Source organism: Streptomyces sp. JN8, assembly GCF_055808075.1.
The window spans coordinates 7,783,358-7,809,868 of record NZ_CM147852.1 but is presented as its reverse complement, the minus strand read 5'-3'; the positions used below and the strand labels follow the sequence as shown (position 1 = coordinate 7,809,868).

General features: G+C 74.7%; 22 protein-coding genes. 13 read left to right on the top strand and 9 right to left on the bottom strand.

What is annotated here, in order from left to right; translation table 11 throughout:
• Positions 1 to 142 precede the first annotated feature (142 nt).
• The 4 genes from ACY0MR_RS34310 to ACY0MR_RS34295 all read left to right on the top strand — a co-directional run bounded on the left by ACY0MR_RS34310 (position 143) and on the right by ACY0MR_RS34295 (position 3,858).
• Entirely contained in the window at positions 143 to 1,204 is a 1,062-nt protein-coding gene (locus ACY0MR_RS34310) for an alpha/beta hydrolase family protein (RefSeq protein WP_473557418.1), read from the top strand.
• A 37-nt stretch (positions 1,205 to 1,241) separates the two neighbouring features.
• Positions 1,242 to 1,580 (top strand): thioredoxin family protein, encoded by a 339-nt coding sequence (locus tag ACY0MR_RS34305; protein WP_388797714.1) that lies wholly within the window; start codon positions 1,242 to 1,244, stop codon positions 1,578 to 1,580.
• Positions 1,581 to 1,677: 97 nt separating this feature from the next.
• A complete protein-coding gene (locus ACY0MR_RS34300) occupies positions 1,678 to 2,241 on the top strand; it encodes a HutD/Ves family protein (protein ID WP_404084788.1) in 564 nt (187 codons plus the stop codon).
• 84 nt (positions 2,242 to 2,325) lie between these two features.
• A complete protein-coding gene (locus ACY0MR_RS34295) occupies positions 2,326 to 3,858 on the top strand; it encodes a hypothetical protein (protein WP_473557415.1) in 1,533 nt (510 codons plus the stop codon).
• 123 nt (positions 3,859 to 3,981) lie between these two features.
• On the opposite strand, the gene ACY0MR_RS34290 is transcribed toward ACY0MR_RS34295, so the two are convergent.
• Positions 3,982 to 4,815 carry a hypothetical protein gene (locus tag ACY0MR_RS34290; RefSeq protein ID WP_473557413.1) on the bottom strand — a complete coding sequence of 278 codons (834 nt, stop codon included), beginning with the start codon at positions 4,813 to 4,815 and terminating at the stop codon, positions 3,982 to 3,984.
• A 78-nt stretch (positions 4,816 to 4,893) separates the two neighbouring features.
• The gene (locus ACY0MR_RS34285; RefSeq protein WP_473557410.1) at positions 4,894 to 5,445 is read right to left on the bottom strand and encodes a 2'-5' RNA ligase family protein; all 552 of its coding nucleotides are present in this window, start codon (positions 5,443 to 5,445) and stop codon (positions 4,894 to 4,896) included.
• Positions 5,446 to 5,531: 86 nt separating this feature from the next.
• Between ACY0MR_RS34285 and ACY0MR_RS34280 the strand changes: the two genes are divergently transcribed.
• Entirely contained in the window at positions 5,532 to 6,269 is a 738-nt protein-coding gene (locus ACY0MR_RS34280) for a VOC family protein (protein WP_392044650.1), read from the top strand.
• 118 nt (positions 6,270 to 6,387) lie between these two features.
• Here ACY0MR_RS34280 and ACY0MR_RS34275 read toward each other — a convergent pair whose 3' ends face one another.
• The 5 genes from ACY0MR_RS34275 to ACY0MR_RS34255 form a co-directional block, all read right to left on the bottom strand.
• Positions 6,388 to 6,729, bottom strand: a complete 342-nt coding sequence (locus ACY0MR_RS34275; protein ID WP_473557408.1) for a DUF5713 family protein — start codon at positions 6,727 to 6,729, stop codon at positions 6,388 to 6,390.
• A gap of 83 nt (positions 6,730 to 6,812) precedes the next feature.
• Positions 6,813 to 7,112 carry an STAS domain-containing protein gene (locus ACY0MR_RS34270; protein WP_473557406.1) on the bottom strand — a complete coding sequence of 100 codons (300 nt, stop codon included), beginning with the start codon at positions 7,110 to 7,112 and terminating at the stop codon, positions 6,813 to 6,815.
• Between the two features lie 188 nt (positions 7,113 to 7,300).
• Positions 7,301 to 7,474 carry a hypothetical protein gene (locus ACY0MR_RS34265; protein WP_473557403.1) on the bottom strand — a complete coding sequence of 58 codons (174 nt, stop codon included), beginning with the start codon at positions 7,472 to 7,474 and terminating at the stop codon, positions 7,301 to 7,303.
• Positions 7,475 to 7,702: 228 nt separating this feature from the next.
• A complete protein-coding gene (locus tag ACY0MR_RS34260; protein WP_473557401.1) occupies positions 7,703 to 8,917 on the bottom strand; it encodes a metallophosphoesterase in 1,215 nt (404 codons plus the stop codon).
• A 241-nt stretch (positions 8,918 to 9,158) separates the two neighbouring features.
• Positions 9,159 to 9,872 carry a hypothetical protein gene (locus ACY0MR_RS34255; protein ID WP_392865732.1) on the bottom strand — a complete coding sequence of 238 codons (714 nt, stop codon included), beginning with the start codon at positions 9,870 to 9,872 and terminating at the stop codon, positions 9,159 to 9,161.
• Positions 9,873 to 10,248: 376 nt separating this feature from the next.
• Between ACY0MR_RS34255 and ACY0MR_RS34250 the strand changes: the two genes are divergently transcribed.
• A complete protein-coding gene (locus ACY0MR_RS34250; protein WP_392865734.1) occupies positions 10,249 to 10,749 on the top strand; it encodes a hypothetical protein in 501 nt (166 codons plus the stop codon).
• Positions 10,750 to 10,920: 171 nt separating this feature from the next.
• The gene (locus ACY0MR_RS34245; protein WP_473557398.1) at positions 10,921 to 13,842 is read left to right on the top strand and encodes an ATP-binding protein; all 2,922 of its coding nucleotides are present in this window, start codon (positions 10,921 to 10,923) and stop codon (positions 13,840 to 13,842) included.
• Between the two features lie 15 nt (positions 13,843 to 13,857).
• On the opposite strand, the gene ACY0MR_RS34240 is transcribed toward ACY0MR_RS34245, so the two are convergent.
• Positions 13,858 to 14,703, bottom strand: a complete 846-nt coding sequence (locus tag ACY0MR_RS34240) for a class II glutamine amidotransferase (protein WP_388797676.1) — start codon at positions 14,701 to 14,703, stop codon at positions 13,858 to 13,860.
• A 387-nt stretch (positions 14,704 to 15,090) separates the two neighbouring features.
• Here ACY0MR_RS34240 and ACY0MR_RS34235 point away from each other — a divergent pair, with 387 nt between their 5' ends.
• From ACY0MR_RS34235 to ACY0MR_RS34225, 3 genes are all read left to right on the top strand, one after another.
• Positions 15,091 to 16,260, top strand: a complete 1,170-nt coding sequence (locus ACY0MR_RS34235) for a carboxylate-amine ligase (RefSeq protein WP_473557396.1) — start codon at positions 15,091 to 15,093, stop codon at positions 16,258 to 16,260.
• Positions 16,261 to 16,521: 261 nt separating this feature from the next.
• Positions 16,522 to 18,306: an N-acetylglutaminylglutamine amidotransferase gene (locus ACY0MR_RS34230; RefSeq protein ID WP_388797670.1), complete on the top strand. Its 1,785-nt coding sequence runs from the start codon at positions 16,522 to 16,524 to the stop codon at positions 18,304 to 18,306.
• Entirely contained in the window at positions 18,279 to 20,306 is a 2,028-nt protein-coding gene (locus ACY0MR_RS34225) for a S9 family peptidase (protein WP_473557393.1), read from the top strand. The genes ACY0MR_RS34230 and ACY0MR_RS34225 overlap by 28 nt, the downstream gene beginning before the upstream one ends.
• 104 nt (positions 20,307 to 20,410) lie before the next feature.
• On the opposite strand, the gene ACY0MR_RS34220 is transcribed toward ACY0MR_RS34225, so the two are convergent.
• Positions 20,411 to 21,220, bottom strand: coding sequence for a hypothetical protein (locus ACY0MR_RS34220; RefSeq protein WP_473557391.1), 810 nt, complete (start codon positions 21,218 to 21,220; stop codon positions 20,411 to 20,413).
• Between the two features lie 259 nt (positions 21,221 to 21,479).
• Here ACY0MR_RS34220 and ACY0MR_RS34215 point away from each other — a divergent pair, with 259 nt between their 5' ends.
• From ACY0MR_RS34215 to ACY0MR_RS34205, 3 genes are all read left to right on the top strand, one after another.
• Entirely contained in the window at positions 21,480 to 22,709 is a 1,230-nt protein-coding gene (locus ACY0MR_RS34215) for an FUSC family protein (protein ID WP_388797663.1), read from the top strand.
• 45 nt (positions 22,710 to 22,754) lie between these two features.
• Positions 22,755 to 24,248, top strand: coding sequence for an MFS transporter (locus ACY0MR_RS34210; RefSeq protein WP_404084820.1), 1,494 nt, complete (start codon positions 22,755 to 22,757; stop codon positions 24,246 to 24,248).
• A 206-nt stretch (positions 24,249 to 24,454) separates the two neighbouring features.
• Positions 24,455 to 26,458, top strand: a complete 2,004-nt coding sequence (locus ACY0MR_RS34205; protein ID WP_473557388.1) for a hypothetical protein — start codon at positions 24,455 to 24,457, stop codon at positions 26,456 to 26,458.
• Positions 26,459 to 26,511: the final 53 nt, after the last annotated feature.

The window sequence follows — 26,511 nt, the reverse complement described above, 5'->3', positions numbered from 1 at the left end:
CACCTTAGGTGACAACCTCTGGTTGTCGATCATGCCGGTTCGTTGTTGGATCGCCGGGCCGTGGGCGAGGTTCGATCGTGCCCATGCGAGAACCGACTCCCGTGGGACGTGGCAGGGCCGTACCGACGACCGGAGGAACCCGATGAGCGCCGCCGGGTTCGCCGCCGATCAGTGGACCCGTGTCCTCGGCGCGGGCGTGGACCCCCATGAGTACCAGCGCCTGGTGGCGGGGCTCGGCTCCCTCGCCGACTGGGGCCCCGCCTGCGCGGGCGCCGGAGACGGCCACCTCCGGCGCGCGGCGGACGCGTGCTCGGCACGCTCGGCGGGCGAGCACCTGCTGGCGGCGGCGCGATGGTTCCACGTGGCCACGCTGGCGCCCTACCCGGACGCCCACCGGGCCGCCCGTGCGGCGGACGAGGCGGCGGGCAGGGCTCTCGCACTGCTGGAGCCGGGCGCGCGGCGGGTGAGCGGGGACGGGTTCACCGGCTGGCTGCGCGGACCGGCCGACGCGCCGGGCACCGTGATCGTGGTGCCGGGTCTGAACTCGGCGAAGGAGGAGTTCCTCGATCTCGCGTCCGCGCTGCTGGCCCGAGGCCTGGCGGTGTTCGCCCTGGACGGTCCGGGCCAAGGGGTGCTGGCGGCCACCAGCACCTTCACGGCGGCCTACGAGCGGGTCGTGAGCCGGGTGGCCGACGCGCTGGGGGCCGCGCGCGTCGGGCTCGTGGGGATGAGCCTGGGGGGCTACTTCGCCGCCCGGGCCGCCGCGTTCGAGCCGCGCGTGGCGGCCGTCGCGACCGTGAGCGGCCCCTTCCGGCTCGACTGGGACCGGCTGTCCCCGGGGATTCGGGAGCTCCTGGCCGGGCGTACCGGCGGGACCGAGGGGGCCCGGGACTTCGCCCGGTGCGTGGACCTCACCGACCTGGCGCCCCGTATCGCGGCGCCGCTCCTCGTCGTGGACGGCGGCGAGGACGTCATGCCCGGTGTCGCGAACGGCGAGTCTCTGGCCCGGCTGGCACCGCGGGCCTCGTACCTGACCGTCCCGCACGGCGACCACCTCCTCGGGAACGCGCGCCCGGACTGGCTGCCCGTCCTCTGCGACCACCTCGCGCACGCCCTGCGGGAGGCTTCGGAGGGCGGGTCGGACCGGAGACCGGGCGGGTGTCCGGAGCAGGTCGGGGGCGCGTCCGGTTCCACTCGGGGATGATGGGGGGTGGACGACGGAACACGAGGTCAGGAGTGTCATGGCGAAGCGGATGCATCAGCCGCGTGAGGATGCGGAGTTCGACTTCATCCTCGGCGTGAGTGGTGTCCCGGTGCTCGCGTACTTCATCGGGACGTGGCCCAAGGCACTGGACGCCTGCCGGACGATGGACCTCGTCGTGGGCGGGATCGCCGACGCGTACGCGGGGCGCGTGACCGCCGTGCGCATCGACATGACGCGCTGCCCGGCGGCGACGAAGCGGTACGGGATCACCTCGGCGCCCTCCCTGGCCCTGGTCGAGGACGGGGAGGCGGTGGCGCACCGCGCGGGCCCCATGAGCACCGGCGAGGTCGGGGAGTTCCTCGACCAGCACCTCTGAGCGTGGAAGACCGGCGGTCGGACGCCGTCGGCCTGATGTCGCCGCACCGGCGGGGTCGAACCAGCCCCGTACCACCCGAAGCCCCAGGAGTTCGCCCATGCGCCCCTTCGACATCGAGACGCTGACGCCCGGTCGGTGGCGCAACGGCGGTGGCGTGACCCGGGAGATCGTCTCCCGGCCGGCGGGGGCCGAGGAGTTCCAGTGGCGGGCGAGCATCGCCGACATCGACCGGGACGGACCGTTCTCGGCGTTCGGCGGGGTCGACCGCACGCTCACCCTGCTGTCGGGCCGAGGAGTCCGGCTGAGCTGTCCGGGGGTGCTCGACCGTCTCCTGGAGCGCGCGGGCGAGCCGTTCGCCTTCTCCGGCGACCTCGAACTCTCCGCCGAACTCTCCGGCGGGAGCTGCCGGGTGCTGAACGTCATGGTGCGGCGCGGCCGGTGGGCGGCTCGGGTGGAACGCGTGACCGACCGGGTCGTCCCGCGGTCCGGACACGCCGGAGTCCTCCTCGCGCTCCGCGGCAGCTGGCAGGCCGGCCGCGACGCGGTGGGGCCGGGCGGAGGCGTGTGGTGGGACGCGGGCGACGACGCGGTGCGGGCGGGGCTCACGCCCCTCTCCCCCGACGCCTCGGCGCTCTGGGCGGATCTCGCGCCGACGGGATGACTCCGGGCGGGCCCTGGGCGGCCGGTCCCGCGACCCCGTGCGCGGCCGGGGCCGGCCGCCTCGTGGAGGTGGCAGGATGACGCGGTGTCCGACTCACTGCACGCGTCCTGGCTGCGCGGCGTCGCCTTCAACACGGCGGCGCCCTCCGACGTCCTGATACGCCTGGTGGACGAGGCCGCCGGCGAGACCGGGCTCCTCATGTGCGAGGGGCGTGATCTGCCGGACCCCGTCGTCGACGCGATCCTTCGCCACCCGGCCGCGAGGATCCGGCGTGCGCTCGCCCGCAACCGGTACGTCGACCCGGCGCGGCTCACCCCCCTGGCGACGGACCCTTCGGGAATCGTCCGCGGCTGGCTCGCCGGCGGCCCCCGGCCGCGTCCGCGCAAGGTCCGGCCGCTCCCCGACGACATCATCGTCAGCCTCCTGACCGCGGAGGACGGCGGCGAGGACCGCATGCTCACCGCGGGCGAGATCGCCGCCGAGCTCGACTCGTCCCGGCAGATCCCGGCGTCCTTCCACCGCTCCATGGCGGGCCGTGAGCACCCGGCCCTGCGGATACGGGCCACGCGGAGGTGGCAGTCGCTGACTCCGGCGGAGCGCGCGAGGCTGCTGGAGGACCCCGATCCCGAGGTGAGGAAGGAGGCGCAGGGCAGTACGTGGGTGCTGGATCCGGCCGGGGTGGAGGCGAGGCTGCCGTCGGTCGGCTCGCTCAGCAGGCCGTACGTGCTCGGAACGTGCGCGCTGTCCCCCGCCCTCGTCGAGCAGTGCTTCGCCGACGGCCCGGTGTACCCGCTCACCTGGAACCGGCACACGCCCGCCGACGCCGTGGCCCGGCTCGCCCGCCACCCCGACGCGAAGGTGCGGGCGTCGGTCGCCGCCCGCCCCGACCTGACGCCGGACCTGGCGGCGGAGTTGGGGGACGACCCGGACGAGGACGTGCGGACGGCCGCACGCCTGCATCCGTTCCCGCGCACCTGGGCCGAGTACTGGGCCGTCCGACGGGTCGACCAGCACGGCTCCGACTGCACCTGCCCGATCATCGAACCGGGCGTCGGAGCGAACCCCGTGCCGGATCCCGAGGCGGACACCGGGTGGGACACCGAGCCGTCGTCCGACTGGCTCGCCGCCTGCGCGGGGTCCGAGGAGCCGGTGCTCCGCCGCGTCGCCGCGAGCCGGCCCGGTCTGCCCGCGGAACTCGTCGCGGTACTCGCCCTGGACGACGACGAGGCGGTACGGATCCAACTGGCCTGCAACCACCCGCTGGCCCCGCCGCGCCTCCTCCTGGACGTCTTCGTCGCCCGCCCGGCGCACCGGCCTCACCTGCTGGCCCTGCCCGCGTTCCCCCGCACCGGCGTGTCCCACCTCGTCGACCACCCCGATCCCGAGGTCCGGGCCCTGGCGGCGGCCGACCCCGCGCTCGCCCACCCCCCGGTACGGGACCTCGACCCCGCGGTACGCCGAGCCGCCGCCGCGAACCCCGGCCTCGCGGCCGAGGCCCTTGAGGCCCTTCTCGCCGACCCCGGCACCGCGGAGGGCGCCGCAGCCAACCCGTCCCTCCCCGTCCCCCGCATGCACGCGCTCCTCGACCGCGGCCTCCGCGGTGCCGGCGCCGTCTGAGCGGCGAGGAACGCGCCGGGGCCGTGCCCGCGGGCCTTGGCGGTCGCGGGCGGTGGACGGCGGGCGGCGGGTGACGGCGGGCGGGCGGCGATGGCGGGCGGCGGGCCTCCGGCCTCGGACGGGTCAGTCCCGGTCGAGTCGCGGAAGCGACGCGCAGAGGCGGTCGGGCAGTTCCGGCAGGGTGCGGTGGACGCCCGCACAGCCCGCGTCGCGGTTCATGGTGACCGGTCGCCAGCCCGCGGGCTCGGCCCGGTAGAACCAGCGCTGGGAGATCGCCGAGGACGGGCAGCCGTCGCCGGGGTCACCGCAGGCCGGTCCCATCCGGGTCGACAGGTCCAGCACGAGCCATGTGTCGTCGCATCCGCGTTCGTCCCAGCTCGTGTGCGCGGGGATGTCGGTGTCGTCGACGGCCTGCCGGTAGGAGGACGAGGTGCAGCGCGGAGGTGTGGGGTCGCAGCCGTTCTCGCCGCAGGGGCGCAGCGCGGGCGGAGTGGCGCCGTCGGGGGTGTACACGTCCCGGCTGTTGACCATGACCGTGCGGGAGCCCAGCGGCTCGTCCATGGTCACCTTCGCCTGGACCCGCCGCGTGCCGGTGCAGCCGGAGTCCCGGTCCTGGGAAGGGGACTCGAACGTGACCGCGACGTAGACGGTGCCGTTCTCGACGGTGTCCACCCGCCCGCTCAGGTCGCGCACGCAGGGGCCTGCCCCGTCGGGCACGTCGGCGTCGACGACCAGCGACCGGCCGCCGTCGGCGGTGGACACGCCGTCGATGCGCATCGGAGCGGCGCGCGTCCAGGCCGTTCCGGCGGCGGTCGCCGTGCCGGCGGTCCCGGTCGCCCCGGCGGTCCCGGCTGTCCCGACCGTCCCGGCCGTTCCTGCGGTCTCGGAACCGCAACCGGCGAGGGCCGCCACCAGGACCGCGCCGAGCGCGACCGCCCGTATGCCTCGCTGCCACATGTCATGCCCCCGTTCACCGACTGGCGGCAGCCTAACGCGCCGTCGGCCGCTGCCAGCGGCGGCTCCGGTCGAGCGCTCTCAGGGCACGACGGGGACGGCGAGCGGGAACGTCGCCCGCACCCGCCACTCCACACCGTCGTGGGCGATGAAGTCGACCGCCGAGACGTGCGACGAGAAGGGGAGTCCTGGGGCGAAGTCGGCCTCGCTCGCCGCCAGGAGGGCGTCGTCCTCGCTCTGGGCGACGGTCAGATGCGGCACGACCTCGCCGAACCGACCGCCGTACGGCGGCGCCTCGGGCCAGCGGGTAACGATCGCCTCCGTGAGCCGCCGGAACGGCGCGTCGGGCTCGGGGACGAGGTGGAGGACGCCCGGGAACCGGCCGCACCGCTCGAACCGCACGTCGAACGCGGGGTGGCCGCCGAGCACGTCCGCCAGAGCGGCGTGGACGTCGGTGTCGACGCGGCTCGCCTCAAGGAACGGGAACAGCACGGTGACGTGAGCGGGTACCTCGACCCGGGCCGAGGTGCCGAAGCGGTCACGCCACGCCCGGACAGCCGGCTCCGCCTCGGGAATCCGCACGATGAGGGCGGTCTGCCCCGCCTGGAACCCACTGGGGGTGTCGTCTGCCATGACACCGCATGGTGTCAGCTCCGCCGGGGGCTCGCGGCCCGTTTCCTGGTCGCTGCGGCGGTACCGCGGCTCTTAGGATCCCGGGCATGGCAACACGACTCGTGCAGATCAACATGAAGGCCCAGGACGACGCCGCGCTCGGGCGGTTCTGGGCGGAGGCCCTCGGTTGGGGTGTCGACAGCGAGGGGCCCGGTGTCACCAACCTCGAACCCCCGGGGTTCGCCTACCCCGATCCCGCTGCCGTCTGCATCGACGTCATCGCCCGCCCCGAGGTCAAGACGGTGAAGAACCGGGTGCACATCGACCTCGCCACCACCTCGCCGGATCATCAGGCCGAGCTGGTCGCCCGGTTGAAGGACCTCGGCGCGACGCTCGCCGACGTGGGGCAGGGCGACGTCCCCTGGGTGGTGATGGCCGACCCCGAGGGCAACGAGTTCTGCGTCCTGGAGCCCCGGTCGGTCTACCGGGACACCGGGCCGATCGCCGCCGTGGTCGTCGACTGCGCCGACCCGCGCGCGCTGGCCCTGTTCTGGGACGGTGCGATGGACTGGACCCTGCACGAGGCGGCGGACGACCGCGCGTCCCTCCGGTCCGCCCGGGGCGTCGGACCGTACCTGGAACTCGTGCGCACTCCCGACAGCAAGTCCGTGTGGAACCGCGTCCACCTCGACGTCGCGCCCTACCCCGGTGAGGACCTGGCGGCGGAGGCGGCCCGGCTGCGCGCCCTGGGGGCCACCGACCCCGGCATCGACCAGTCCGAGATCCACTGGACGATCCTGGCGGACCCGGAGGGCAACGAGTTCTGCCTTCTCACGCCCCGCTGAGCGCGAGTGGGCCGGCGGGAGCGGGTACGGCCGAACCGGGCCGGGCGGGACGCGGGAGGGCTCGGCCCGTGTGCCGGCACCGGCCCACTCGTGGAACCTCCCACCGGCTTCGGCCTCGTCACCAGTCGCGTCCGGCGGTCAGCTGTTCCGCATCCGCGCCGGGGAACCCGTAGGCCGACGCCACGAAGGAGAACTCCTCACAGATCCACTCGCGGGCGACCGTCTCGATCTCGCTCCCGGCCGCGACGAACTCCTCCTCCAGCACGTTGAACTCCTCCGTCGCCGCCTGGGTGAGCGCGTACAGGCCCGGGAGGTCGGAAGGGCGCTCGGCCTCGACGCGTGCGCAGAGGCGCAGCAGGATCGCCTCGCCCAGGGCGACCACGCGGTCGGGGAAGTACGCGTCGTCGTACAACGGTCGCAGGAACGCGTGACCCGCCACCCGCTGGTTCATGATCGGCATGGTGCATCCCCACCCTCTGCGACGGCTGAATGCACCGATCATGCAGGGCCCCACTGACAACGACGCCCCCGAAAGCAGGCCGGTCAGTCGAGGCGCTCGCTGTTCGGGGGCATCGGGCCCATCGCGAACAGGCCGACCGTGTTCGTGCTCTCCATGAGACGCACCAACTGGTGGGAGGGCGCCCCGAGGCGGAGACGGCGTCCCGATCGCAGGGCCTGCCGGTGCGCTGTCAGGAGCGTGTTGAGGCCGGACGAGTCGCAGAAGGACGAGTACGTGAGGTCGATGACCACGTCCGCCTCTTGGGGGGCTTCCGAGAGGGCTTTCGCCAGCGCGGCGCCCACCTCCTCCGCGTGATGCATGTCCAGATCTCCGGATACGCGCACCACGCTTGACCTCGCAGGTGCTCCGACCGGGTCGGGGTCCGTCGCTTCGTCTTCCGTTCTCGTCGTCACGGCTGTTCACCTCTTCACAGCCGCCACTGCCCGTAGTCGGGCCCGTGTATGCGCCGCTGAGGTGATCGCTCGCGGGGGCGGGTGTGCCGAGGGAGGCACGGAGACGCCCAGATCTCGCCCTAGCGGGGGTGCTGCCCGCGTTCTCGCCGTTCCCGCTCAGCGGCTGCTGCGGCTTTGCCGTCCTCCTGCAGTCGGCGCCCCTCCGCGCGAAGGTCCGGATTCTGCAGCGCCTTCCCGTCGGACTCCTTCATGAGCCCGCTGATCCGCGTGAGTGCGGCCTTCACGATCCCCATGGCTTCCACCTCCCGTTTCCCGGAGTGCGCCCCCTCGTGGGGGCAGGGGCGGGTGTGATCGGCGGCGTGCCGCCGACACGCCCCATGCCTGGCGGCTTGCCGCCCGCGCGGTGTCCGAAACGGTGTTTCGCGGCTTTCCTCGGAAAGACGGCCCCCGTGCGGGCCCCGGCCGGGCCGCACCCGGATCCCGCACGCGACGGGGCCCCGCAGACCCGTCGCGTGGGCCCCCTACGCCGGCGTCGACCGCCGCGGCGAGCGGAGGACGAGGAGGGTGATCTCGCTCGGGGCGAAGACGCGGAAGGGCGGGCCCCAGAAGCCGGTACCGCGGCTGGTGTAGAGGAGGGTGCGGGTGCCGTGGCGGCTGAGGCCGGCGAGGGCGGGCTGGTCCAGGCCGACCAGGTAGTGGAAGGGCCAGATCTGGCCGCCGTGGGTGTGGCCGGAGAGCTGGAGGTCGACGCCGTGCGCCGCCGCGCGGTCGATGAACTTGGGCTGGTGCGCGAGGAGGAGGACGGGCAGGTCGGGGTCGGCTCCGTCGAGGGCCCCCGCGAGGTGGGCGCGGTGACCGGCCAGGCCGGAGGCCTCGGCGGTGACGTCGTCGACGCCGGCGACCACGAGGGTGTCCCCGCCCCGTTCCAGCAGCAGGTGTCGGTTGCGCAGCGGCTCCCAGCCCAGCTCGTCCATCAGGTCGACCCAGCCCTGGGCCTCGCTGTAGTACTCGTGGTTGCCGGTGACGTACACCCGCCCCCAGGTCGCCCGCACGGTGCCCAGCGGAGCGGCCTGGGCGCGACGGCGTGCGGCCGTTCCGTCGGCGATGTCGCCGGTGTGGCAGACGACGTCGGCTTCCAGGCCGTTGACCGTCTCGCAGACGCGTGCCGACCAGCGCGCCCGGTCGAGCGGGCCGTAGTGGGTATCGGTGATCAGGGCGACCCTGGTGCCGTCCAGTCCGGCTCCGAGCCGCGGGAGTTCCACGTCGAGCCGGCGCACGCGGGGCACGCGCCGGGCCTCGACGGATCCCCAGGCGAGCAGCACGGCCGTCACCCCGAGGACCGCCCAGGTGACGATGCGTGCCCGGTCCTGCCCGTCGCCGACGTCGGCCAGGGACAGCGCGCCCCGCAGGAGGACGCCGAACAGGGCGGACCAGGTGAACAGGACCCAGATGCCGCCGAGGAGCGAGTCACCGACGATCGCCGCCCCGTCCTGCTGGCGTCGGCCGTGGCCGCGCGCCATCGCGAGCGGCATCCCGACCAGGCCGAGGACGAACAGGGCGGTGGCGGCCAGGGTGACGGGGAGCGGCCAGTGCTGGCCCGTGTGGACGAGGACCCAGCAGGGCACGGCCCACAGCAGGACCGGCGCGACGAGGGGGAGGTAGCGCATCACGCGCTGCAACAGGCTCCGTGGCGGCGCCTCCTCGGTGGCGGATCGCGTGTCGCTGGTCTCGGTCACGGTGCCCCTCCTGGGGTTCTCCACGGCGGTCGCGCCCGTGGCGGAACAGGACGACGGCCGCGGCGGCGGTCACCGTGCCGGCCGGCCGCCGCCGGGCCTCGACAGGATCCGCCACCCGTGGCCTGATCCTGCTCCGGCCACAGCGGTCTGCATGTCTTGGACGACCCATTGTCCGCCGTCGGGCGGGGAGCGGGCCAGCGGGCTCCCCCCGAGCCGTTCGGCGGGAGCAGGTGGGCCCGGATCAGTCGAGCGGAAGCCCCTGCATCTGGGCCTGGGTGCGGGCTCCCGAGCCGTGGAGCAGGGCTCCGTCGCAGACGGGCACGTCGGCCCGCACCTTGGCCAGGCGCCGGGCGTCCACGTACCCCACGGGGATGTCGCCCTTGTCGGTGAAGTCGGAGGTGTACGTGCGGTCGTGGTCCGTCCCCATGGCCAGGAGGCGCTTGCTGTCGAGGAGGACGCCGTAGTACAGCCGGTCGGAGTTCAGCTTGTCCACGGCCGAGCAGAGGACGGGCACCTCCTCGCCGCGCCGTGGATGGCAGTCGGGCTTCGCCTGGTTGCACAGTGCGGTGTCGGCCACCTTGATCACCCGGCAGCTCTCCTCGGACTCGTCCGTGCAGGAGACCGGCATGATGTTGAGGGGCGGGCTGACGGAGGGGCGGCTGTAGACGGCGGCCCAGTCCGCGCTGACGGCCGTCCGGTGCACTGCGGGGCGCGCGCAGAGGTCGATCTCCGCGGTTCCTCCGTACTTGTCGTCGGGCACGTCGGCGGTGTGCTTGTCGGGACAGTCCGAGGGAGCGCCCGCACCGGAGCCGGACGGCCCACCGGCGTCAGCGGTACGTCCCGCGGACGGCGAGCTCCGTGCGCCCGGGTCCTGGTCCGCCGCGGATCCGCAGGCGGTGAGGGACAACGCCAGGAGCACTCCGAGGACGGAGGAGACGAGAGCACGCTGGGACACGGAAGCACCTCTTGTTCGACGGGGGGGTGCCGACTGCCGGATGCGGCGGGCACAGGGCTGCGCCGCAGCTCACGGGGCGATGCTCGCAGGGCGCGCGGCCCCGGGCGTCGGGGGAACCACGTACATCGCCACGTAACGGCGGGCGAGGGGGCGTGCGGGAGGGCTCGCCGGTGAGGGCGCGGGTGAGGCGCGGCGCGGGTCGCGCGGATCGCGCGCGTCGAACTGCGTAGTGCCGTCAGGGAAACCACGGACGTGCGGAGCCTCGGTGGGCGGCAGAGTCGTCACCGGCGGGTGACGTGAGGTGCGGTGCCCGGAGGGGGGCGGGGTGGGGCGCGAAGCGGGGACGTGGGCGCGGAGAGTCGGGTGGACCGGAGCGGTGGCGAGTCTGGCCGTCGCCGGGTGGCTGATCTGGCTGCTGCCCGCACCCCATCTGGCCGCCGTCCTGGGCGTCGGGCCCGTGGACGGGGTCATCACCGTCCACACCTGCTACGACGCCACCGACGCACTGGGCTACCAGGACGGCACGGACTGCACGGGGACGTACACACCCCGTGCGGCGGGCGAGCCCCGACGGGAGGTGACGCTCGACAAGGCCGCCTCGCGGCACCGGCCGGGCAGCACCGTGGAGGTACGGATGGCACGCGGGCGGGCCCACGAGATGTCGGGGTACGCGCTCGGTCGCTGGACCACCGCGACCGGGCTGATCCTCGGACCGTTCCTCGCCCTGTCGCTGTCGTTCCGCGCCTGCGCGCGGGACGCGAGGTGGAGTCACAGCAGCGACTACGTCCTGGTCCTCATCGTCGCGGAGATCGCCGCCCTGGTGTTCGGCGTCCTGGTGGACCTCGTCGCCTCCATCGCGCTCGCCCTGGTCCGCTGAGGGGGGCGGAACCCCTCCCGTGCAGGAGTCCGCGACACCGCGCGCCCACCGAACCCGTAGGCCCCGTGGGGACGTTCCGTCGTCGCGTGTCCCCGAGCCTCGAACGTGCCTTCGTCCGACGTGATAGACATTGCCGTGCCGTTCGGTAGAGAGATCACGCGCGTGGGAGCCGTGGACGACGTGCCCCCGCATCGCGACAGCGGGAGTCCCCTCGTCGGGCGTGCCGCCGAGTCGGGGCTGCTCGACACGGTGATCGAGCGGCTGGGGCGCGGGGCGCCTGCCGTCGTCGACATCACCGGTGCGGCCGGGATCGGCAAGAGCCGGCTCATGACGGAGTTCGCCCTCCGGGCCCGGCGGCGGGGCGTCACGGTGCTGCGCGGTCGCGCGGCGGAGTACGAACGGCACCTGCCGTTCCATCCGTTCGCCGACGCGTTCGCCGATCTGCACCCCCGTCGCCCGCCCGTCCCCGACCTCCTCGACGCGCTGTCCGGTTTCCTCCGGGGCGCGGGCGGCGAACCGTCCGCCCCGGGACGCGGTCCCGCAACCGCCGACCGCTTCGGGCTGCACCGCTCGGTGGCGGCGCTGCTGGCACGACTCGGCCGCGCCGACGGGCTGGTGGTGGCCCTGGACGACGTGCACTGGGCCGATCCGGCCTCCCTGGAGCTTCTCGACCATCTCGTCCGGCATCCCGTCCCCGGGCCGGTCGTCCTCGTCGTCGCCCGGCGCGACCGGCAGACGCCGACGGCGCTCGGCGCGGCGCTCGCCCGTGGGGCCGACACCGAGGCGGTCCTGCGGATCGGGCTGGCGCCGCTCGGCGAGCGGGAGTGCGTCGAGGGGCTCGCCCCGGACCTGCCGCCCGCGCGGGCGGCGCAGTTGTACGCCGCCGGGGAGGGCAATCCGCTCTACTTCCTCTCCCTGGTGCAGGCGCACCGTGAGGACACCGCCCGCGAGCACGCCTCGGCCGCGCCCTCCCCCGCTCCCGCGTCCTCCGCCGAGGCCGGCGCGACGGGTGGGACCGGCGGGATCGGCGGACTTCCCGCCGGGTTGGCCGCGTTGCTGTGGGACGAGCTGGCCCCGCTCACCCCCGACCAGCACCGGACCCTGGAGGTGATCGCCGTGCTCGGCGATCACGCGGTGCCGTCCGTGGTCCGCGGCGTGACCGGGCGGACCGGTGCCGAGTTCGACGACGACCTGGCCGCGCTGACGGGACGCGACCTCGTGCGGCCGGGCCCGGGGGGCCGTACGGTGCTGCGCCATCCCGTGCTGCGGACGCTGGTCCACGAGTCGACCGCGGTGCGGCGGCGCGTCGAGATCCACCGTGCCGCCGCCGTCGAGCTGGCCCGCAGGGGCGCCCCGCCCGTCGAGCGGGCCCGGCACGTCGAGCGGTCCGTGACCACCTGGGACCCACGGGCGTACGCGGTGCTGAGGGAGGCGGCCGCGCAGACCGAGGGCTCGGCTCCGACGAGCTGTGCGCACTGGCTCGGTGCCGCGCTCCGTCTGCTGCCCGACACCGAGGAGCGGGGGCCCGAGCGGCGGGATCTGATGCTGCGGCGCGCGCGGGCCCTCGGTGTCGCCGGCGGACTGCGGGAGAGCCGCGACCTCCTGCACCAGGTCATCAGCACGGCAGGCCCCGGCGAGAGCGGCGTCAGGACGGCGGCCGTCCTGCTGTGCGCCTCGACGGAACGGCACCTCGGCCGGTACCCCGAGGCGATCGCCCTGCTGCGCCGCGAGCTGCGCGGGCGGCCGTCGCCGTCCGACCGGGTGGCGATCGGCCTCGAACTGAGTTCGTCCGCACCGCACAACGCCTCCTATCCGCAGATGCGGGACGAGGTCGCGCGTACCCTCGCGGACGCCCGCGCGCTCGGTGACGAGCGGGGCGAGGCGGGGGCCCTGGCGGTGGCCGCGTTCGGCGAGGCGTACGAGGGGGACGTGGCCGCGGCGAGCGCGTACGCGGCGCAGGCCGCCGGACTGCTGGACGGGCTGCCCGACGACGACCTCACCGCGTTGTGCGAGCCGCTGGGGCGGCTGGGGTGGGCGGAGGCCTTCCTGGGCCGGTTCGTCGACGCGGAACGCCATGCGGACCGGGGTCTCGGCATCGCCCGGCGCAGCGGGCAGATCTACCTCCTGCCGCTCCTGCTGCTCTGCAAGGCGCACGTACGGATCCAGACGTGCCGGCTGGATTCGGCGCGGGAACTCGCGGACGAGGCCGAGGACATCGCCCGCGGCATCGGCAGCGGTGAACTGCTGGCCTTCGTCCTGGCCAACAAGGCCCAGGTGCGCGTCGCGTCGTCGGCTCCCGGTGACGCGGAGGCCCTGGCGGCCGCGGAGGAGGCCGTCGCCGCCATGGGGCCCAGCGACAACTGGCGGGCCTCGATGGCCTGGTGCATGCTCGGCTACGCGGCGCTCACGGGCGGTGATCCGCACCGGGCCCTGGACGCGCTCCTGCGGGCCGGGGGCGCCGACCTGCGGGGCCTGCAGCCCTCGATGCGCCCGCTCCTGTCGGAACTCCTCGTCACCGCGGCCCTGTTCACCGGAGACGTCGAGTCGGCGTCCGGGTGGGCCGAGCGGGCCCGGCGGGAGGCCGACGAGCTGGGTCTGCCGGTGCAGCGGGCCTCGGCGCTGCGCAGCGCGGCGCAGCTCGCCCTGCACCGCGGCGAGGCCGGCCGGGCGGCGGAGCTGTTCGCGGAGGCGGTGGCGGAGTGCGCGCGGGCCGGTGCGGTGTTCTGGGAGGCGCGCTCGTTACTCCTCGCGGCTCCGGCGACGGCGGCGGCCGGGTCCGGGGCGCGGGGTGCGGCGATGTGGCGGCAGGGGCATCGGCTCGCCACCGCCGGCGGCGCGGGTCTGCTGGTCGGGCTCGCGGAGATGACGCGACCGCCGGCCCTCCGTGAGGACTCCGCCCCGCCTCGCCTGGCCTCGCTGACGGCGCGGGAGCGCGAGGTCGCCGGGCTGGCGGCGGAGGGGCTCACGAACCAGGAGATCGCCACGCGGCTCTATCTGAGTCCGCGTACCGTCGAGACCCATCTCTCCCGGGTGTTCCGGAAGGCGGAGGTGTCGACGCGGGCGGCCCTGGCCGCTCTGATGGCCCGTTCCTGAGTCCGGCCGGCGGGCTCACCTCGCGTCGACGGCTCCGACCGGGGCGAAGGGCAGCAGCTCGTCGGCGCCGGGCTGGATGACGAGGCAGCTGCCCTCCGGCACCTCGTTCCAGGCGCCCGGCAGGTCGTCGAGGGGTTCGGACACGATGAGGCGCGACTCCGGGGAGATGTCCCGCAGGAACGCGACGTCGGGATGGAGCTTGCGCAGGTCCTCGACCCGGTTGCTCTCGAACAGCGAACGCGAGGCGCGTTCGGTGGAGTAGCGGAAGGCCCAGAGGCGTTCCCCGTCGGTGATCGCGAGGGTCATCTGGAGCGGGAACTCGACGCCGTGTCGTCGGCCGACGCTCTCGACCGCGCCCGCCATCCGTGCGACGGCGGCGGGCGGGTCCCGGTCCAGGCCGAAGGTGAGCGCCAGGTAGAACATCACCTCGGAGTCGGTGGTGCCTTCGAGGTCGGCGTAGAGCTCGGGGTCGATCAGGAGGGACAGGTCCCGGCGGAGGCGGTGGAAGCCGTCGACGGCTCCGTTGTGCATGAACATCCAGCGGCCGTGCCGGAAGGGGTGGCAGTTGGACTGCTGGACGGCCGTCCCGGTCGACGCCCGGATGTGCGCGAAGAACAGCGGGGAGCGGATGTGGTCCGCGAGTTCCCTGAGGTTGCGGTTGTTCCACGCCGGTCCGACGTCCCGGAGGAGGGCCGGGGTGCTGCTCTCGCCGGTGTACCAGCCGACTCCGAAGCCGTCACCGTTCGTGGTCTCCACGCCGAGTCTCGCGTGCCGGCTCTGGTCGATCAGCGAGTGGGCCGGTTTGTAGAGGATGGTGTCGAGCAGGACGGGCGTTCCCGCGTACGCGAGCCATCGGCACATCGCTGATCACCTGGGTCTCCGGGCGCCTCGGGGGTTGCGTCTGTCGACTCGTCGAACTCCCATTCTCGGCGCCGCCCGCGGGCCGCGCCAGGCGGACCGGGCGGGTCGGCCGGTCCCCGGCGGGGGCGTGCGCCGGCGCGGCGAGGCGTCCGGAACGGATCGGGCCGGGTTCGAGGGCCCCCTGAACGCCCCTCGGGACAGGGGGAGGCGTACCCCGGGCGGGTACCGAAGCACCCACACCTCGGCTCGATCTAACGAGCGCATAATTCGGCAGATGAGCGGACAATGCTTGGGGTGGCCCGTCCGGGGCAGTCGCACAACAGGCCCGAACCGGGCGCCGGCCTGAAGCGCATCCGCCCGAAGGACGTCGAACGCACAGGAGACGCAGTGACCGTCCGCATAGGTGTCGAAGAAGAGTTCCATGTGATCGATGTCGAGACCGGCTCCCTGGCACCGCGGGCGGACGCCGTGCTCGGGCGGCTCTCCCCGCACGGGGACGACTTCACCCAGGAGCTCCCCCAGTCCGTCGTCGAGTCGAACAGCGGCGTGCACACGCGCCTCGACGACCTCTACGCGGACCTGTCCGCGGCCCGGCGCCGTCTGAACGCCGCCGCCTCCTCCCAGGGCCTGGCGATCATGGCGGCGGGCGCGGCCCCCATCGCCCGGCTCGGAGCCGTACCGGCGACCGACGAGCCCCGGTACCACGCCATGACCGAGGAGTACCGGCGCGTCGCCGACGAACAGCTGATCTGCGGCGCCCAGGTGCACGTCGACGTCCCCGACAAGGACACCGCCGTACGGGCGCTCTGCGCGATCAACCCGTGGCTCCCGCCGCTCCTCGCACTGTCCGCGAGCTCCCCCTACTGGCTCGGCGCCGACACCGGGTACGCGAGCTGGCGCACCATGATCTGGCAGCGCTGGCCCACCTCCGGCCCGCCCGGCTGCTTCGCCGACGCCGCGGAGTACGACGAGGCGGTGGACGAACTGATCGACTCCGGCGTCATCAGCGACCCCGGAATGATCTACTACGACGTCCGTCCCTCGGACCATCTGCCGACGCTCGAACTGCGCGTCTGCGACGCCTGCCCCCGCGTGGAGACGGTGGTCCTGGTCGCGGCCCTGTTCCGGGCCCTCGTCGTCGACGCCTGCGCGGACGCCGCGGCGGAGGGATGCGACGACCGGCACGCATGGCTGCGCTCCGCCACCTGGCGCGCGGCACGGTCCGGCCTGGAGGGCGATCTGATCGACCCCGTGACCCGCCGGCCCGCGGCGGCCCCCGAGGTCGTACGCGGCCTGCTCCGCACGCTGCGCCCGACGCTGGAGGCGCACGGGGACTGGGAGCTCGCGCGGAGCCTGACCGAGGAGTCCCTGGCCCGCGGGAGCGCCGCCGACCGGATCCGCCGCGCGGCGGCCGACGAGGACCTGCTCGCGGCCGTGGACCTGCTGCTGGCGGAGACCCGCGGCGAGTACGGAACGGGTGGCTGCCGGCCCGACGCGCGCCGCGGAGACCTCCCGTCCCGCGCACGGACCCTGCCGGCGAAGGCCGACCGGAGATGACCTGCCGGCGCCCCTGCCCCGCGGAACCGCCACCGACCCGAGCGGTCCCGCCCGTACGGACCGCACGCCCGCGGAACCGCGGCGCGAGCGGACGACCCTCTGCCCTCCCCCGACGGCAGAGCGAGGAGTGAACAGCATGCCGACGTCGCAGCCCCTGGGGAGGACGACCGGCCTCGTGCGGACACGCGGCCTTCCCACCGCCCCGCCGCCCCGGACGCCTCCACGGCCCGCCCGGGTGCCCGCCCGTCCGGGAGGTGCCCCGTGTGCGGCCTGAGCGGCGAGATCCGCTTCGACGGAGGGAGACCCGACCTGGCGGCGGTCGAGCGGATGACGGACCGCATGGCGGCGCGCGGCCCGGACGGCCGCGGCATGTGGGCGCAGGGGCCCGTCGCGCTCGGCCATCGCCGCCTGAAGATCATCGACCTGTCCGCGCGCGGAGCCCAGCCCATGACGGACAGCGACGCGCAGCTGACCTGCGTGTTCAACGGCTGCATCTACAACTACCGGCAGCTCCGCGAGGAACTGCGGGGCCTGGGCCACCCCTTCGTCACCGGCTCCGACACCGAGGTGGTCATCAAGGCGTACCGCCAGTGGGGCGTCCGCTTCGTGGAGCACTTCGTCGGCATGTTCGCGGTGGCGCTGGTCGAGCAGGAGACGGGCCGGCTCGTGCTCGCCCGCGACCGGCTGGGCATCAAGCCGCTCTACCTCGACGAGCGCCCGGACCGGCTCCGCTTCGCCTCCACCCTCCCCGCCCTGCTCGCGGGCGGCGGGGTCGACACCTCGCTGGACCCGGTGGCGCTGCACCAGTACATGAGCTGGCACGCGACCGTCGCGGCGCCGCGCACCGTCCTCACCGGCGTCCGCAAACTCCCGCCGGCCACCGTACGGGTCGTGGAACCCGACGGGACCCGCCGCGACCGCTGCTACTGGCAGCCCTCGTACACGCGGAACAGCACCTATGCCGGGATGGGCCCCGACGACTGGCGGGACGCGGTCCTCGCCGCGCTCCGCACCGCCGTCCACCGCAGGACGGTCGCCGACGTACCGGTCGGCGTGCTCCTGTCGGGCGGCCTCGACTCCAGCCTCATCGTGGCCCTCCTGGCCGAGGAGGGCCAGCGCGGCCTGGCGACGTTCAGCGTGGGCTTCGAGGCGGAGGCCGGCGAGGAGGGCGACGAGTTCGTCTACTCCGACCAGGTCGCGCGCCGCTTCGACACCGAGCACCACCAGCTGATGGTGCCCTCGGACCGCGTCTCCACCGCCCTGGACGGCGCGATCGCCGCCATGAGCGAACCGATGGTGAGCCACGACGTCGTCGCCTTCCACCTGCTGTCGGAGCTGGTGTCCAAGGAGATCAGCGTCGTGCAGAGCGGCCAGGGCGCCGACGAGGTGTTCGCCGGATACCACTGGTACCCCGCGCTGGCGGAGGTCGAACGGGAGCAGGAGGCCCGGCGCTACGGCGAGGTCTACTTCGACCGCCCGCACGACGCCCTCGCGAGGATCCTGCAGCCCCCCGTGCTGGCCGACCACGACGTGTCCGCGGAGTTCGTCCGTGCGCACATGGCCGTGCCCGGCGCCGAGACCGCGCTGGACGCCGCGCTCCGGCTCGACACACACGTCATGCTCGTGGACGACCCGGTCAAGCGCGTCGACAACATGACCATGGACTGGGGCCTGGAGGCGCGGGTGCCGTTCCTCGACCACGAACTGGTCGAGCTGGCGGCGGCCTGCCCGCCGGAGCTCAAGCTCGCCGACGGCGGGAAGGGCGTCCTGAAACAGGTCGGCCGCACGCTGCTGCCCCGCGCCGTCGTCGACCGTCCCAAGGGGTACTTCCCGGTGCCGGCCATCCGCCACATGGCGGGGCCCGTCCTCGAACGGGTGCGGGAGGCCCTGTCCGCGCCGGAGGCCCGGGCGCGCGGCGTCTTCCGCCCGGAGTACGTGGACTCCCTCCTCGCGGCGCCCGAGGAGCACCGGACGAACCGAGGGGCGAACGCCCTGTGGCACGTGGCGTTGTTGGAGACATGGCTGCAGACCCACGCGATCAGCTGACGGACGAGCCCGCCGCGACCGCCCCGGTGGTGGAGCGGCTCGCCGACGCGGCAGGGCCGCGGGACACGCCCAGGCCGCGGGTGGCCCACGGCTGCTGGTACCCCTCCCTCGATCCGCGGGGCGAGCACGTCGCGTTCGTCTGCGACCGCGAGGGCGCGCCGCAGCTCTGGACCGCGCCCGTGGGACGCGACGACGCGCATCTGCTCGACGCCGGTCCGGACCCCGTCACGGAGGTCTCCTGGTCCCCGGGCGGCGAGTGGATCGCGTACACCGTGGCGCCGGGCGGCAGCGGCCACACGCGCGTGCTCTGCGTCCGCCCCGACGGCTCGGGCCGCCGGGTCCTGGCGGGCGCGGAGCCGGGAAGCTCGGCCTACCTGGGGTGCTGGGCCCCCGACGGCTCGGCCCTCGCGGTGACCGTCGCGGAACCGACGGGCGGCGGCGAGCCGGCGGAGCGGCCCGCCCCCTGGACGCAGCGGGACGGGCCCGCCACCCTCCTCGGCTCCGCGCCCGCGGGCGGTGCGGGCCCCTCGTTGGCGGAGCCGGTGCGACGCGACCGCCTCACGGCGTACCTCGTCGACCCCACCGGGACGGACGCGCCGCGGCTCGTCGCCGACGAGACCGGCGCGGCGACGCTCCGGGTGTGCGACGTCAGCCGGGACGGGCGCCTGGCGCTGCTGCGCCGCGGGCCCCGGGGACGGCGCGAGGCCGTGGTCGTCCGCACGGCGGACCAGACCCCGGCGTGCGCGCTGCCGGTCGCCGACGGCGATCCGTGGATCGGCCGCTTCTCGGCCGACGGGCGCACGGTGTGGCTGCGCAGCGACCACGACCGCGAGTTCGCGGCCCTGATTGCGCTCCACCTTGACGGCGCCGGCGAGCGGAAGGAGCTCGTCGTGGTGGCCGACCGCGACACGTGCGACCTCGAACTGCTCGCCCTCGTCGAGGACGGCCGGCGAGCGGCCCTGGCCTGGAACGACGGCGGCACGAGCGTGCTCGAAACGCTTCCCCTGACCGGCGACGGGGCGCACCCGCCGGCCCCGCGCGCGGTGAAGCTGCCGCACGAGGTGGTCACCCGGGTGTGCCAGGCGGGTCCCGACGGTCTCGTCGTGGCGCTGTCCGGATCCCGGCGACGCCCCGGGGTGTGGTCCGTGCCCGGCGCGGCTCCCCTGGCGCGGGCGCCGTGGTCGGCGAGCGACGCCGCGTCCGTTCCGGGACGGCGACCGCCGGTCCGGCCGGCGCCGCTGCGTGCCACGGCTCGTGACGGGCTGCTCCTCGGCGGCTGGTACCACCGGGCCCCCGGCAGGGCCGCGGGTGAGCCCGCCCCGTGCGTCCTGCATCTGCACGGCGGCCCCGAGGAACAGGAACGCCCGGTCTTCGACCCGCTCTACCAGGAGCTGCTCGGCCGCGGCCTGGACGTCTACGCGCCCGACGTGCGCGGCTCCTCCGGCTGGGGCCGCTCCTTCGTCGACGCCGACCTGGGCGAGGGCCGCTTCGCGGCGATCGCCGACGTCGCCGACTGCGCGACCCACGCGGTCGCGTCCGGCCTCGCCGACCCGCGCCGGCTCGCCGTGATGGGGCACTCGTACGGCGGCTACCTGACGCTCGCCTCCCTCGTATGGCACCCGCACCTCTTCCGTACCGGCGTCACGGTCTGCGGGATGTCGGACTTCGCCACGTTCTACGCCGGGACGGAGCCGTGGCTCGCGGAGTCCGCCGTCCACAAGTACGGCCACCCCGAACGGGACGCCGCGCTGCTGCGGGCCCTGTCCCCCATGAGCCGCGTCGACGCCCTGCGGGTCCCGCTGCTGGCGGTGCACGGCGAGCACGACACGAACGTGCCGCCCGGCGAGTCCGAGCAGATCGTCCGGGCGGCCCGTGCGCGCGGACTCGTCGCGGAACTGCTGCTGCTCCGTGACGAGGGCCACGACTTCCGGCGCGCCGACAACCGGCGTCTGTTCCGCCGTGCCGCGGCGGAGTGGATGCAGCGGTGGCTCGTCGGCTGAACCGCACCCGCCGGGCGGCCCCCCGACCCGTCGGCCGCCGTCCGTGCGGGGTGACGGACGGTCACCCTCCGGGCGTACCCGGCCGGTGGAGTCGCCCGCGCGGGTCAGCGGAGCGCTTCCCCCACCATCCAGACCGTCACCGGGGCCAGCGAGAGCGCGAGCAGGGCGCAGAGCCAGGCGATCGCCACGTCGAGGAACCGGGCGAACGGGTTCCGGACGACGACGAGGTCCGAGGCGTCCCGCGGGTGGTAGGCGACCTGTTCGTACGGGGCCGCGCTCAGGTGGGAGAGGTAGCGGGTCGTGCCCGTGCCGTCCTCGAACCGGTACACCCTCGGCCGGTCCGTGCGCTCGGCGACGACGGTCACCCCGTGGCGGCGCAGACGGCGCTCGTACACCGACGGGCCCGTGAACAGGACGGCGAGTCCCAGCGCCAGGACGGTGATCCCGCCGAGGATGCCGCTGACGACGGCGCTCCCCTGCCCGTCGGGGCCGTCGGCCGCGTCGACGAGCGGCACCGTCAGGCCGATGACGACCGCAAGGGCCCCGAGCGTGCCCCAGACGGCCCTGCGACGGAACGTTCGCAGCCTGGTCCTGCCGATGGAGCGGACGACGACCAGCGCCGCGCCGTCGACCTCGTCCGACCGCGCGGGCAGGAGGGAGTTCACGGCGTCGGCGAAGACGACGGCCGCCGCCTCGCTCACGTCCTCGATCCGGTGCACGGCCGGGGTGGTCCCCGGGCGGGCCCGCAACTCGACGGTCACGCACCGCGCCTCGGCCCGCACGCGGGCGACCGCCCTCGCCGGGATCGCCAGCGTCTCGCTCCGCCGTTCCAGGACGAGTTCGTCCCCCCGCCACGTGAGGAGGACGCCGGCGCGCCCCTGGAGGAGGGGTATCGGGGAAGAGGTGAGGGACATGGGAAGGATCGTAGGCCGGAACGATCACCCGCGGCAGGGGCTTCGGGAGGGCGGCCCCGGCGAGGGCCCTCGGCCCTCGTCGCTCCCTCCGCACCGGGCGGCCCCGGCGGGTCCGCGGCCGCCCCGTTCGGCTCCCTCCGTACCCGCCTCGGGGGTGATCCCTCGTCCGCCCGGGCGTACCCGCGCATGGGCCGGGGACCGTCCGGGCAGGCGCTCGTTCCGACGGCCCCTGCGGGACGGCGACGGGACGAGGTGGGGCGTGGCGCGCGGCGAGGGACGGAAGGGCCGGCTCGGCGGGCTGCTCGGGCGCCTGCGGCGCGACCCCTTCGCCGTCCAGACCGTGCGGTCCACGGCGGCGGCCACCCTGAGCTACGTCGTCGCCCTCCGGCTCAGCAGCGAACCGGTGCCCCTCACCGCTCCCCTGACGGCCCTGCTGGTCGTCCAGGTCACGCTCTACTCCACCGTGACGACGAGCCTCCGCCGGGTGACCTCCGTCGTCGTCGGCGTCCTCATCGCGATCGCGTTCAGCGTCGTGGTCGGCCTCTCCTGGTGGAGCCTGGCCCTCGTCATCCTCGCGTCGCTGCTCATCGGCCGGATGGTGAAGGTCGAGGAGTTCGTGCCCGAGGTGGCGATCAGCGCCATGCTCGTCCTCGGCGTCACACAGGTCTCCGTCACCGCCTGGGACCGCGTCCTGGAGACCCTCATCGGCGCCGTGGTGGGCATGCTGTTCAACCTGTTCCTCGCCCCGCCCGTGTGGGTCGACACGGCGGGCGGGTCGATCGAGGACCTCGCCCGGCGGATGCGGCTGCTGCTCCTCGACGTGGCGGACGAGTTCACCGGCGCGCCCCGGGTCGAGGAGGCCGCCGACCGGCTCCACGCGGCCCGCCGGCTGGACAACGACGTCGCGGACGTCGACGGTGCCCTGCGGACGGCCGAGGACAGCCTGCGCTTCAACCCCCGCGTCAAGGAGGGCCTGATGCACCGGGTGGTGCTGCGGACCGGGCTGGACACGCTGGAGATCTGCGCCGTCGTGCTGCGGGTCCTCGCCCGTACCCTCACCGACCTGGCGAAGCACCGCGACGGGCACCGGCTGCTGCCCGCGCCGACCGCCCTCGCCCTGCGGGAGACCGCCCAGTACACGGCCGACGCCCTCGTCAGCTTCGCCGTCCTGGTCACCGCGCGCGGCAGCGAGGACGCCGAGGCCGCGGAGACCCGGCTCGCGGGCGAACTGCGGGCCGCGCGGGTCTGCCGGGACCACGCGGCCGAACGGCTCCTCGCGCTCGCCCTCGCCGACGCCGGCCGGTGGCAGCTGTACGGGGCGCTGCTCAGCGAGGTCGACCGGATCCTCGACGAACTCGACCCCGAGCACCGGGGCCGCCGCCTGATGGAGGAACTGGACCGCCGGGTGCGCGAGCGCAGCGAGCGGCGGCGGCGCCTCGCCCTCCGCGACCGCCGGGGCCCGCGCCGGCCCGCCCGCGCGGACGGATGATCGGTCCGGACGGGGGTACCCGCACCGGCGACGAGAGGAGAACCCATGCCTGCCACTCCGTCCTCCCCGGGTTCGGGGACGGGAACGGGAACGGTCACCACGGCCGTACCGGCCCGGCTCGACCGGCTTCCGTGGTCCCGCTGGCACTGGATGATCGTCATCGGCCTCGGCACCGTCTGGATCCTCGACGGCCTCGAGGTCACCATCGTCGGCAACGTCGCCGGCCGGCTGGCCGAGGAGGGCAGCGGCCTCGACATCACCGCGGCGCAGGTGACGGGCGTGGCCGCGGCCCTCTACGTCGCGGGAGCGTGTTCGGGCGCGCTGTTCTTCGGGTGGCTGACCGACCGGTACGGCCGCAAGAAGCTGTTCATGGTCACGCTGGTGGTCTATCTGGGCGCCACGGCGATGACGGCCCTCTCCTTCGAGTCGTGGTGGTTCTTCCTCTTCCGCTTCCTCACCGGCTTCGGCATCGGCGGCGAGTACGCGGCGATCAACTCCGCGATCGACGAGCTGATCCCGTCCCTGTACCGGGGGCGCGTCGACCTCATCATCAACGGCAGCTACTGGCTGGGCGCGATCGGCGGTTCGCTGCTGTCGATCGTCATGCTCGACACCGACATCTTCCCGAAGGACCTGGGCTGGCGCCTCAGCTTCGCCCTCGGCGTCGTCCTGGGGCTCGTCATCCTGCTGGTGCGCCGGCACGTGCCGGAGAGTCCACGCTGGCAGTTCATCCACGGCCACGGTGATGAGGCGGACACGCTGGTCACCGCCGTGGAGAAGGAGATCGAGGAGGAGAAGGGCGAGAAGCTGCCCCCGCCGGCCGGCGAGATCACCATCCACCAGCGCAAGAGCATCGGCTTCGGCACGATCGCGAAGACGGTCTTCGGCCGGTATCCGCGCCGCGCCGCCCTCGGCCTCGCCCTCTTCGTCGGGCAGGCCTTCCTCTACAACGCGATCACCTTCGGCTTCGGCACCATCCTCATCACCTTCTTCGACGTGCCCACGGGCAGCACCGGCTACTACTTCGCGGTCATCGCGGCGGGCAACTTCCTGGGACCGCTGCTGCTGGGCAAGCTCTTCGACACCGTCGGCCGCCGCATCATGATCGCGGGCACGTACCTCCTGTCGGGTCTGCTGCTCTTCGGGACCGCCTGGCTCTTCGACCGCGGCTCGCTGTCGGCGACGACCCTGACAGCCTGCTGGTGCGTCGTGCTGTTCTTCGCGTCGGCGGGCGCCTCCAGCGCCTATCTGACCGTCTCCGAGATCTTCCCGATGGAGACCCGCGCCATGGCCATCGCGTTCTTCTACGCGCTGGGGACGGCGGCCGGCGGCATCAGCGGACCGCTGGTGTTCGCCGAGCTGACCGAGTCGGGGGTCGTCGGGGACACCGCGCTGGCCTTCCAGATCGGCGCCGCGCTGATGTGCGCGGCGGGGATCGTGGCGGCGTTCCTCGCGGTCAACGCGGAGCGCCGGTCGCTGGAGGACATCGCGGAACCCCTCTCGGCGGTACGGCCCGAGGAGAAGTCCGCCGGGAACTGAGCCCGGCCCTTTCCCAACGGTCGCCCCGGAGCAGCGCAGACACCGTCTCCGGGGCGACGCCCGTTCCGCGGGGACCGCGGCGGTGCGGTGCGGGGTGGTGCCGGACGGCCGCCCGCCGCCCCCGCGCCGGGCCGCGCACGCGTCCGGGGGACTGTCAGATCATCCGTCCGGGGTGACCGCTTCCCGCGCGTCTCGTTTGCACAGTCATGCACCCCCACGACACCTTCGACGGCACGGCCATACCTCCCACCGCGACTCCCCGGCCCGCCCGCGGCGACGCCGAGGCGGCGCTCGTCGAGCACTATCCCCGGCTCGTCCGGCTCGCCCATCTGATCCTCCCGCCCTCCCTCGGCCGCCACCGCCGGGTGCTCACCGCGCACGCGCTGGTGCAGAAGTCGCTCGCGGCGGCGGCGCCGTCCGGCCACGGTGCGCGTCCGGCCCCGACGGTGCCCGCGCAGCGCGGCGAAGCGGGACCCGTCCTCGCCTGGCTGCGGGAGACCGTCGTGTCCGCCGCGCTGCGGGCGGCCGCCCGGCCCCGGTGGGCACTCTGGAGGACCCCGCTCCCCGCCGTCCTCGGGCTGAGGCTCTTCCCCCGGGCCGGCGGCGTCGACGAGCTCGCGCTGGACACCGCTCTGGCCACGGTGACCCCGCAGGTACGGGCCGCCTTCGCCCTGCGTGTCCTCGAAGGACTCGGCGCCCGGTCCGCGGCCCCGGTCCTCGCCGCCGCGGGCGTCGCCGCCCCGGAGGAGGCCCTGCACGCCGCCGAGCACCTCCGCTCGATCGTCGGCGCGGATGCCGAATCACTCCTGAACGGCGCCGAGTTCGACCCCTGCGTCGTGCAGGCACGGCCGACGGACCTGCTGCGCCGCCGGCAGCGGACGCGCCTCACCGCCCTCGTGGCCGCCGCCCTGGTCCTCTCCGCCTCCGCGGGCGTCCTGGTCGCCCTGCGGCCCGAACCGCCCGCGCCCGCGCCGCCGGTCACCGCGCTGGCCGCCGCGTCCGCCCGGGCGACCGACCCCCGGTTCCTCGTCCGTACGCCCCCCGAGCGCTGGTCCGACACCGCCCGCGTCGACCTCACGCAGTGGCCCGCCCGCGGGGCGCGTACCGGGGACACGGCCCTCCTGTCGCGCGCCCTGGACGCCTGGACACGGGGCACCGGCGACGGCAGGGGCGTCCGGGTGTCGTTCACGCCGAGCACCCCGACGACCCCGCCCGCCGCGCCGCCCCGACTGCTCTTCGCCGACTCGGTCGACGGCTCCGCCGTGGTCCTCCTGCACGACGGCGAACGGCTCATCCGGTACGCCGAACCCCTCGCCGGCCGGGGCGGCCAGGTCCTCGAACTGGCCCGGGCCGACGACGCGGACGTGACCACCGGTGCCGCCGTCGCGGTCGCCAGGACGCGCCTCGGGACCCGCTTTCTGCTCGCCCCCTGGATCGACGAGAGCGCGGTGCGCGACCTCCTGCGGCCGGACGTGCCGGCCGCGGCGCTGCCCGTGTCCGGGGACGGCCTCACCGGTCCCGTCCCGCAGCCGGCGGCCGACTGCGGGCGGGTGCCCGCCCTCCAGGTGAGGTCCTCCACCCGGATCGTCGAGGACCACTCGTTCCTGCTGACGGACCTCGGCGAGCTGAGCCCCGCCCATCTGACGTGGACCCCGGCCCCCGGCACCGGAGCACCTGCCCGACAGCCGCGCGAGGCCACCTCGGCCGCGGGCCTCGCCGCCTGGGCCCGCTCCGCCTGCACACTGCCCGGACTGCGCGGCACCGGCGTACGCGCCGTGAACCGCTGGGAGTTCGCCCGGCAGGCCCTGCCGGAGCGGGCCGGACCCGCGACCTGGACGTGCACCCGCGCCGACCTCTGGAACGGGCGCGGACGCGTCACGGTGGCCTGGGAGGGACCCGACCCGCGCGGTCGTCCGGTGCCGGTCCCGGGACCGGCACCCGAGGACACGGCGGCGTGCAGCCGCTTCGGCCAGCACCTGCTGGCGGGGACGTACTGGACGGCGCCGTCGGGGGCGCGCTACTACCTCGCCGCCGGGAGTCGCGCCCTGACCGGGGTCACCGCGGACGGTCCCGTCACCGCCTCCGTACGAGGACAGTTCCTGGCCGTCCGCACCGACGCGACCGGCCGGGTGCGGCTGACCGGCACGACGTCAGGTCCGGGAAGTCTGCCGGGGTGGGGCGAACCGGAGACGGGACCCGGCGGTTCGTGACGCGCGACCCGGCCGCCGGGGACCGGCCCCGCGTGCGCCGGGGGTCTCGGGGG